Origin of the sequence: Priestia sp. YIM B13489 (genome assembly GCF_042787645.1) — a bacterium.
Taxonomy (GTDB): Bacteria; Bacillota; Bacilli; order Bacillales; family Bacillaceae_H; genus Priestia; species Priestia megaterium.
Genome location: NZ_JBHZOQ010000054.1, coordinates 1 through 1046 on the forward strand (window position 1 = coordinate 1; position 1046 = coordinate 1046).

Annotated in this window: 3 protein-coding genes; 2 read left to right on the forward strand and 1 reads right to left on the reverse strand. The window is 33.7% G+C overall.

What is annotated here, in order from left to right:
- On the forward strand, positions 1 to 111 hold a 111-nt coding region (locus ACFX4W_RS30650), incomplete at its 5' end, for a cold-shock protein (protein WP_377558983.1).
- Between the two features lie 283 nt (positions 112 to 394).
- Here the strand turns inward: ACFX4W_RS30650 and ACFX4W_RS30655 are convergent.
- Entirely contained in the window at positions 395 to 598 is a 204-nt protein-coding gene (locus ACFX4W_RS30655; RefSeq protein WP_043981801.1) for a cold-shock protein, read from the reverse strand.
- Positions 599 to 882: 284 nt separating this feature from the next.
- On the opposite strand from ACFX4W_RS30655, the gene ACFX4W_RS30660 reads away from it, so the two are divergent.
- Positions 883 to 1046 (forward strand): DEAD/DEAH box helicase (locus tag ACFX4W_RS30660; protein ID WP_377560626.1); only part of this gene is annotated, 164 nt, incomplete at its 3' end.

Genomic DNA, 1046 nt, shown 5'->3' on the forward strand with positions numbered 1-1046 from the left:
TCTATTCAAGGTGAAGGCTTTAAATCATTAGAAGAAGGTCAAAAAGTAACGTTTGACATCGAACAAGGTCAACGTGGAGCACAAGCTGCTAACGTTCATAAAGTAGCATAATTAAAATGAGTAAAAAAGACTCCACCTAGGAGTCTTTTTTTTACTTTTAGTTTCACTAGCTAACAAAAGACATATTATATCTGATTTTAAAATCTCGTTATAATAGAAAAACCAGCGTTTTAAGTCTGGTTTCTGGGTCATACGAAGGGTACAAGGTATGAACTAGTTAACCATACACTAGAAATACAAAGCAAATATGGCATGTTTGTTTGGTAAGAAGTTTACTTTCAGTTAAAGAAGTGCCGTAAGTTTTTTATAGATTTATACAACAGACGGACATGAATTATTTTTGATGGGGATTAGGAGACGCATCTAAAAGCCGTTCTCCTGTTCTCATTTTATGGCCACATAAAGGACACTTTTGGTGTTTTTGATAAGAGAAATTTTTTCTCATCCAACCATTACATTCTTCTGATTCACATTCCCAAATCTCTATTTGTTCTTTAGGTAAGGGCTCTTGATTTTTCTTCCTATGGTTATAATACATAACTACATCATCCCTCCTCCTAAATAGTATACCTTTTAAAAAAGAAATAGTGAGAACCATATCTTTCTAAATTAAACCACACTTTATAGATCCTATAAAAATTTATAAATACACGGAAGCGCGGATAAAATAAGGTATGAATTCGCCTTGTATAGATACGCTAAAATAAGATGTTCGTGAATAATAACCCTGATTTCCAATACGCAGAAATGAATAAATAATATCTCTCGTTAAAGAGTACTTTTCTCATTTCTGAATTTAAGTAAGAGAAGGAGCACGAAAAAATGAAAAAATTTTCTGATTTTAATTTAAGCAAGGCCATTGAAAAGGCAGTTCATAACTTGGGTTTTGAAGAGGCTACGCCGATTCAGGCTGAATCCATTCCGATAGCTATGACGGGTAAAGATCTAATTGGACAAGCTCAAACCGGTACTGGAAAGACAACAGC

Bases quoted from the DNA above. Each gene is read 5' to 3' on its own strand.
- ACFX4W_RS30655 (WP_043981801.1), bottom strand. From the start codon at position 598: ATGTATTATAACCATAGGAAGAAAAATCAAGAGCCCTTACCTAAAGAA.